Source organism: Aquirufa echingensis (assembly GCF_042714525.1).
Lineage (GTDB): Bacteria > Bacteroidota > Bacteroidia > Cytophagales > Spirosomataceae > Aquirufa > Aquirufa echingensis.
Window position 1 is genome coordinate 340,154 of record NZ_JBBKYA010000001.1, and the last position, 7,801, is coordinate 347,954.

A 7,801-nucleotide genomic window follows, 5' to 3' on the forward strand; every position below is an offset into this window, starting at 1 on the left:
GCAAAATGATACAATAATAAATGAGGCTACTTTAGGATAATTATCCAGTTTTTGGTTTGAGTTACGCGGGGCGTTTGGCCTTGTAGATAATATACGCTTATTCGATTATCGCCGATTTCGACGTTCTCAATGTGCGCCTCTTTCCAGCTCGAAGGCATGCGTGGCGCAATGGTAATCTCATGTAAATCAGCCCGGGGTTGTATCCCAAAAAACTGTTCTACGATGGGAACCGCGAAGCCAAATACATTCCATGCTTGGGTCATCATCCCAAAATCTGGGGAAACTTCGTACATGCTGCCAGGCAAGGCGTAACTGAATGAACGAGTGAGTTTTTGAATGTAATTCAGGGCTTGGTCGGGTCGTCCGTAATTGTTTTCGGCCACGGCCATCACGCCGGTGGGTAGCGTCATAACCGCTCCTGTGTAGGTAAAAATTTTGGGTGCTTTGTAAGATCCGGCATCGCTCCCAGCGGAGGCATCTCGGTCGATTCCCGTCACGAATAATCCAAATGGGTTCGTGTATTTATTAGCCGTTTCGAGGGCTTTTATGGCTTTTTCGGAATCCGCTAAGCCCATTTCCATGGGTGTGTTAACGACCCAATTATGATGTACCACAAAGGGCCTCGCCTGGTCACTAGGATTTGCTTGGATGTATTTTTCGGTTTGTTTTAATTCTGCTACAGCCCATGGTTTTTGTAAGGTATCTGCCCGAACAATAGCTTGCTTGATTAATTCGAGTGCCGCCCGGTCTTGGCTACGGAAGTCGGCATAGGACCGAAAATCATCATTCCAAAATTGCGTATTGATCTGTTGCTTTAGTTGGGAGGCTTTGGCCATATATGTTTTTGCTAGGCGATTTTCGCCTAAAACCTGCGCCATCTCCGCAGCATCTTGCAAGGCTTTCTGCGTATAGGAAGCCACGTCGATCATTTCACTGTGCAGACCTTGGATTTCCATCATACCCGACCCATCCGGGAGGCAGTTGTGGTCTTGATCGTTGTCAGTGACCAACCAATGTAATCCTTTTTGGATGCTAGGGAAATAGGTTTTTAGCATCTTCTTGTCGCCTGTCCATCGAAATACTTTCCATACGAGCGAGGCAAATTGCGCGGTCTCATTCAAATTTCCAGGGTTATACACCGCGCCGTTGGTGGATACTTCATGGACGACCCGACCGTTTTTGTTGGTCTTTTGGGAAAGTTTATGAATGAGTTGGATAGAGTTTAGGGTCAGGTCTTTTTGGCCAATCGCGATGGCACCTTGCAAGGCATATTCGCTGTCCACACCAAACCACCATGGGTAGTCGGGCAGCCCGGCGCTGATGCCCCGACCGATTCCCGGAACATCGCGTGTCAGCCCGTCGGTATTGTATTGCAACCAGGTATAGGCTTCTTGGATGTTTTTGTCGGGGATATTTATCTTACTTTTTTGTGCCAATGCGTTAACGCGGCCCCATTTTTGTTGGAATAATTTTTCGGTATTTTTCTGAAGTTCTCCGTAGGTATTTAATGCCTGAGCCTTTGAAGTTGCAGATCCAGCGATATAGAACTGAAGGATTTTTTTCTCGCCGACAGGGATACTTAGTGAGTAATTGATGGATTTAGCGATTCCCTTCCCGATAGAATTAAAAGGAATCGGAGCGGCGCCGGGAATTCCTTTTTCGCTTGCTCCTAGGATAGCAAACCAAGGATTTTTCGCGTCTTTGAAAACCCATTGGTCGTTTATAAATTCTGCATGATCTTCTTGGTCGATCATGTTGGTCCGCTCTCCTAACCACGTAGGCCGCAAGTCGGATTTAGCTTGAAAAACAAATGGAATGTATTGTGTTTGTTTGCTTTTGTTTTCGATTTCAAACTCAATGACACAACCTGCGAGTCCATCCGGAACGAATTGCGTGCGAAGAATTTCAAGGTTTTTCGTTTGGTAGCGATGTTGATTCGCCATGGGAAAATTCCGAAAACTCGCTGCATTTGTTAAATCTTGTCCGTCCACGGAAACAATAAATCCGTCCAGGAGTTTAATGGGATGTGCCCAAATGCCGCCCATTTCGCCCGTGATGTGCCAGCCCAAATCAGGGAATTGCCCGTTTTGATGACCCACAAGGTATAATCGGTCGCCAGTGGTGGCAAAGGGGGAGGCGAGGTAGGACTGTTTTCCGTCAATATGCGGTAAGGCATTTACGAGCTGCGTGAGGCTTTGGGCGCACAAGCTGGAGGAAGCAAGAATAGTTAATAAAAAGGTTCGAATGGAGAACATAATGCCGGATAATTATCTGCCGAAATTACATTAAATTGCTGAGATGAAAATAGAAATTTGGAGTGATATCATGTGCCCGTTTTGCTACATTGGTAAACGGCATTTAGAGAAGGCCTTGGAAAGCTTTCCTGGGCGTGATACGGTGGAGATAACTTGGAAAAGTTATCAATTAGATCCAACGATTCCGATGTCATTTGAGGAACCTGTGGGTGTATATGAATACTTGGCGGATCGGAAGGGTTGGTCATTAGAGCAATCAGCGCAAATGCACGAACGTGTCGTGGAGATGGCGGCTTCTGTCGGTTTGGAATACAATTTTGACAAGGCTGTGGTGGCGAATTCGTTGTATGCGCACCGCGTGATTCAATTGGCCAAAGAAAAAGGTTTAGATGATGCGATTGAGGAGATTTTCTTCCGTGCTTATTTTACCGATGGGAAGGATTTGGCGTCAATTGACACCTTGGTAGCCTTAGGCGAAGAAGCAGGATTGGAGGCCTCGGAAATTCGTGCGGCGATTGACTCGGAGGAACTGGCCTACCGCGTGAGTCAAGACATTCAAGAAGGAGTAAATTTAGGGGTTCGTGGAGTGCCGTTTTTTGTCTTTGACAGGAAATATGGCATTTCAGGAGCGGAACCCATTCAAGTTTTTATCGATACATTAAACCAAACACAAGATGCAAGTTAAAGGGTATGGCGCTACGAGCGCGGAGGTGCCGGTGGCGCCAATCGTATTTGAACGCCGCGAGGTAGGCCCTCATGATGTTCAAATTGATATTGAGTATTGTGGCGTATGTCATTCCGACATTCACATGGTGCGTAGTGAATGGGGGCCATCGATTTATCCGATTGTACCGGGACATGAAATCGTGGGAAAAGTCGTTGCGATTGGATCGCATGTAACGAAGTTTAAAGTAGGACAAACGGCCGGAGTAGGCGTATTTGTGGATTCTTGTCGGGAATGCCCTTCTTGTCAATCCGGTCAAGAGCAATATTGCGATGAGGACATGACGGCGACCTATAATGATTACTACCGCGATGGAAAGACGCAAACTTTTGGGGGCTATTCAGCGAATTATGTGATCGATGAGAAATATGCGTTGCATGTGAATTTTGAGCAAAAAGATTTGGCTCGCGTGGCACCATTGTTGTGTGCAGGAATTACAACTTATTCGCCATTGCGCTTTGCGGGCGTAGGCAAGGGACATAAGGTTGCCGTGTTGGGATTAGGTGGCTTGGGTCACATGGCCGTGAAATTTGCAGCGTCATTGGGTGCTGAGGTTACCATGTTATCAACTTCGCCATCGAAGGAAGCAGATGCACGTTCGTTGGGCGCACATCATTTTGCTTTGTCGACGGATCCTGAGCAAATGAAGGCATTGAAAGGTTCTTTTGATTTTATCTTGAACACGGTTGCTGCCAAACATGATTTGGATGCATTTTTAGGTTTGTTGAAAGTAGAAGGGAAAATGTTGTTAGTTGGCATTCCGCCCGAAGCCAATGAATTTGGCGCAGCGACATTGATTTCAAAACGTCGGAGCATCGTGGGTTCGATGATCGGGGGTATTGCGGAGACGCAAGAAATGTTGGATTACTGCGCGGAGCATAACATTTTGTCGGATATCGAAATGATTTCAATGCAGGATGTGAATGCGGCGTATGAGCGGGTGATCAAGTCGGACGTGAAGTATCGTTTCGTGATTGATATGAAGACTTTGTAGATTATCAGGAAACTTTTAGGAAAAGGATTTAGCTTTGCGGTAGACGCTGCCAGGGTCGCAGACCCTGGCAGCGTCACCATTTTCGGCGTTTATTTAGGTAGCAAAAAACACCGGTTTGGTCTATATGTTTTTTGTATTTGTGTTGAGAAGGCGTAAATTCAAAATTCAAAAAACTGATAAAATTATGCATTCTTTTTCGCTACCATTAGCCGCCCTTTCGGCCTTTGTACCTAATCAATCGGGCGTTTTAGCTGCACATTTCGAACATATTTTAGGGACGTCATTAGACGTGAAAATTCTAGCAAATTCGTTTGAATTAGCGGAAAAAGCGGAGGCGAAGGTCTTAGCGGAATTCCGTCGATTGCAGGCAATTTTAGGTAGTGGAGAAAATCATGAGTTTGGGGAATGGGCTCGTTCGCGGGGGGAAGAAATTTCGGTTTCTGAAGAATTACATACGGTTTTAGGATTGTTTGATACGTGGCGTGAAGCGACAAAGGGAGCTTTGAATGCGGCTGCGGATGATGTGCGTTTGAACGGTTTTTCGGATCGAGTGAATCAGCCACATTGGGAATTAGGTGAAGGAACGGCGACGCGTTTAAGTGATGCGGAGTTGCGTTTACATACGTTTACGAAAGGTTTTATTATGGAACAGGTTGCTGATGCTGTGATGGCGGAGGCTGGTGTTCGTGGTGTGATGTTGAATGTAGGTGGTGACATGCTTGCCAAAGGCGATTTACACGAAACGGTTCGTGTTTCTGATCCGAATTCAGATGCGGAAAACGGTTCTTCATTGAGCACGGTTTTAATTCAAAATCAAGCGATTGCCACGAGTGGGGTGAGTCGGCGAGGTGCGCACATTATCGATCCTCGTACAGGAGAAACGGCTTCTGGCAGTATTTCAGCTACGGTCATTCATCCCGATGCGGTGACGGCAGGGGCTTTGGCGACGGCATTTAATGTGCTTTCGGTGGACGAGTCGAAAGCTTTGGCAGTCGAATATCCAGGAACGGAGTATTTGCTTGTAGATGCTGCGGGAACGCAACATGTCAGCGAAAATTGGTCTGGTCGTTCTGTGGTTACGGAATCTGCAATCGAGTTAGTGCATGTAAAAGATAAGGTTTGGACAGCGGGTCAAGAATTGTTGATCAATGTGGAATTAGCGGATTTGGGTGGTTATGCTCGGAGGCCTTATGTAGCTGTTTGGATTGAGGATGAGGCTCATAAACCGGTACGTCGTTTGGCACTTTGGTACCGCAAACCTCGTTGGCTGCCGGATTTGCGTTCCTTCTCTGATGCGCAGCGTGAGGTACCCATCGACTTGATGTCAATTGCTTCTGCGACACGTTCGGCGGGGAATTATTCGTTGATTTGGGATGGTAAAAATGACCAAGGAGAATATGTGGCTTTGGGTAATTATACGGTATATATTGAGGCGGCACGGGAGCATGGTTCGTACCAATTGATGAAGCAGACGATGAAATTTGATGGGAAGGCGAAGTCGCAGGCTTTGGCAGGAAATGAGGAGATTTCAGGAGCGAATTTAGTTTACAAGACGAAATAGGATGAAGCGTAAATTAGCGGAGTGGTCGCGATGGCTGCATATTTATTTGTCGATGTTTAGTTTCGTGATTGTGTTTTTTTTCGCGGTGACGGGCTTGACCTTGAATCATTTGGAATGGTTTCCGGAGAAAGAAACCTTGCATGAGGTGGACGGTCATTTGAATCCTGCTTGGGTGAATGTGACTGATACCGCTCAGGTGAAGAAGTTGGAAATTGTGGAATTATTCCGATCGCAATATCAAGTTCATGGTATTCTGAATGATTTTCGCATCGATGAAACGGAGCTTTCTGTTTCGTTTCAAGGGCCAGGATATACGGCGGATGCGTTTATTGACCGTTCTTCAGGGACCTTTCATTTGACGGAAAGATCCCTGGGTTTTGTGGCCTGGATCAATGATCTGCATAAGGGCCGCGACACGGGTCAAGGCTGGAAATGGGTCATTGATTTTTCCGCTATTTTCATGAGCTTGATTTCCTTGACAGGCATCATTTTGTTGCTTTTCTTGAAGAAAAAGCGTGTTAACGGAATGATATGGCTTGTGCTTGGCTTAATGCTCGTAATCGGTTTATACTTTTTTACGGGGCTTTAATTTCAGGCTATCCGCAGGGTAATTTGCTTTCAAGGTATCCATTTGCGCTTTTGCCCAGGCGATTAGTGCATCTTTATCCGCTGCGCTTAGGTTCGCTTTCGGGTGCAAGCCAAAATAGGTATACGATGGCATGGGCATTTCGCCTTCTTCGACGGTTTCGATAACCTCTTCCAACTTGTGGTTTTGAACGGCAATTGGCATTTTGGTAAATGTCGAAAAGTTTAAATGCTCTTTTCCTTCTTCGATGTGATGATTGAGCCAAAAGCCTACAGGTTGAATGTTTGAATACCAAGGGTAGGTGCTTTGATTCGAGTGGCAGTCGTTACAGGCATTTTTTAGGGTTTCTTGTACCGGTGCGGGGATGCTATATTTTGTCGAAACGTCGTAAGTGTTGTCGTTGCTTTCGTTTTTTTCAGGGTGAATGAATTGAATGACGATGAGGATTGCAACAAGTCCGAGGAGTAGTTTTTTCATTTTTTTAGGGTTTAGACTCAACAATTTACTTATAAAACGATGAATTGCTTGTGTTAATTGAGATAATTTTTCCAAATTTGAGTAAACGCTGCCGGTATCTGAAGACCCTGGCAACGTTACCATTTTCTCCCTCTATGATTCGATTTTCGCTATATTCGATTTTGTGTTTTATCCTATTAGGTTTTCGATCAGAGGATTCCTATACCCGTCAAATTCAGGAGTTTCGCAAGGAACGAATCAACAGCCTTAAATCTGAGTCGGGTTGGCTTAATTTGGCTGGGCTATTTTGGTTGAAAGATGGAAAAAATACGCTGGGGGGAGATGAGAAAAATGATTTTGTCTTTCCTTCCGAACATTCCGATCCATTTTTAGGCGAATTAGTACTAAAAGACGGCAAGGTTATCTATCAAACAGTAAGCGATACAATGCTCGTTTTTCAAGCGGGTATTAAAGTGCCGGTGATTTCGCATCGTTCTTTGCGCTGGTTTATCATCAAACGGGGGGATAAATTTGCTGTTCGTTTGCGTGATTTGGAGGGGGAATATTTGAAGGCCTTTAAAGGGATTGATTGTTTTCCGACGGATTCTAGTTACCGGATTGTAGCGGATTTCATTCCGACCAAAGGTAAAATGATGACGATAATTGATGTGACAGGTAGGGCTTATCAGTTGGAGTCGCCAGGCTTGTTGCGTTTTAAAATAGGGAAGGGCTTTTACGAGTTGGAAACAAGTCAGGAAGGAAATAATTTATTTATTGTTTTTGGGGATTTGACGAACAAAAAACAGACCTATGGTGCTGGTCGTTTTATCGATACTTCCTTGCCTGATGCGCAAGGAAAGGTTGTCCTTGATTTCAATAAGGCTTATAATCCCCCTTGTGCATTTACTCCTTTTGCAACTTGTCCGCTGCCGACTCCTGCAAATAAGTTGGCCGTTGAAATACGTGCCGGTGAGCAGTTTCATGGGCATTGATACGGTTTAATGCTTTAAGCGGTTTATCAACTTGTTTATAAAAGAGTGCTTTTCTGACGAGGTTTATGGGAAAATAGAGGAATATCAGGAAACTTGTATAGGAAGCCGCTATCTTAGACGCTGCCGGGGTCGCAGACCCCGGCCGCGTCCCCCCCCCCCCCCGCGCGGGGGGGGGGGGGGGGGGGGGGGGGGGGGGGGGGGGGGGGGGGGGGGGGGGGCGGGGGGGGGGGGGG

General features: G+C 45.9%; 7 protein-coding genes. 5 read left to right on the forward strand and 2 right to left on the reverse strand.

All coding sequences use genetic code 11. The features are described 5' to 3' along the window. Nucleotides 1-26: 26 nt before the first annotated feature. Nucleotides 27-2,255 carry an alpha-L-rhamnosidase-related protein gene (locus tag SKC38_RS01470; RefSeq protein WP_377974470.1) on the reverse strand — a complete coding sequence of 743 codons (2,229 nt, stop codon included), beginning with the start codon at nucleotides 2,253-2,255 and terminating at the stop codon, nucleotides 27-29. 43 nt (nucleotides 2,256-2,298) lie between these two features. On the opposite strand from SKC38_RS01470, the gene SKC38_RS01475 reads away from it, so the two are divergent. The 4 genes from SKC38_RS01475 (at nucleotide 2,299) to SKC38_RS01490 (ending at nucleotide 6,123) form a co-directional block, all read left to right on the forward strand. Next, nucleotides 2,299-2,940 (forward strand): DsbA family oxidoreductase, encoded by a 642-nt coding sequence (locus SKC38_RS01475; protein ID WP_377974472.1) that lies wholly within the window; start codon nucleotides 2,299-2,301, stop codon nucleotides 2,938-2,940. Beyond that, the gene (locus tag SKC38_RS01480; RefSeq protein ID WP_377974474.1) at nucleotides 2,930-3,973 is read left to right on the forward strand and encodes an NAD(P)-dependent alcohol dehydrogenase; all 1,044 of its coding nucleotides are present in this window, start codon (nucleotides 2,930-2,932) and stop codon (nucleotides 3,971-3,973) included. The genes SKC38_RS01475 and SKC38_RS01480 overlap by 11 nt, the downstream gene beginning before the upstream one ends. A gap of 184 nt (nucleotides 3,974-4,157) precedes the next feature. Further along, nucleotides 4,158-5,534 carry a DUF2271 domain-containing protein gene (locus SKC38_RS01485; RefSeq protein ID WP_377974475.1) on the forward strand — a complete coding sequence of 459 codons (1,377 nt, stop codon included), beginning with the start codon at nucleotides 4,158-4,160 and terminating at the stop codon, nucleotides 5,532-5,534. 1 nt (nucleotide 5,535) lies between these two features. Further along, nucleotides 5,536-6,123, forward strand: a complete 588-nt coding sequence (locus tag SKC38_RS01490) for a PepSY-associated TM helix domain-containing protein (protein WP_377974477.1) — start codon at nucleotides 5,536-5,538, stop codon at nucleotides 6,121-6,123. Here the strand turns inward: SKC38_RS01490 and SKC38_RS01495 are convergent. Then, nucleotides 6,100-6,597, reverse strand: a complete 498-nt coding sequence (locus SKC38_RS01495; protein WP_377974479.1) for a heme-binding domain-containing protein — start codon at nucleotides 6,595-6,597, stop codon at nucleotides 6,100-6,102. The genes SKC38_RS01490 and SKC38_RS01495 overlap by 24 nt on opposite strands. A gap of 134 nt (nucleotides 6,598-6,731) precedes the next feature. On the opposite strand from SKC38_RS01495, the gene SKC38_RS01500 reads away from it, so the two are divergent. Continuing rightward, on the forward strand, nucleotides 6,732-7,568 hold the full coding sequence (locus tag SKC38_RS01500) for a DUF1684 domain-containing protein (RefSeq protein WP_377974481.1): 837 nt from the start codon (nucleotides 6,732-6,734) through the stop codon (nucleotides 7,566-7,568). Nucleotides 7,569-7,801 lie beyond the last annotated feature (233 nt).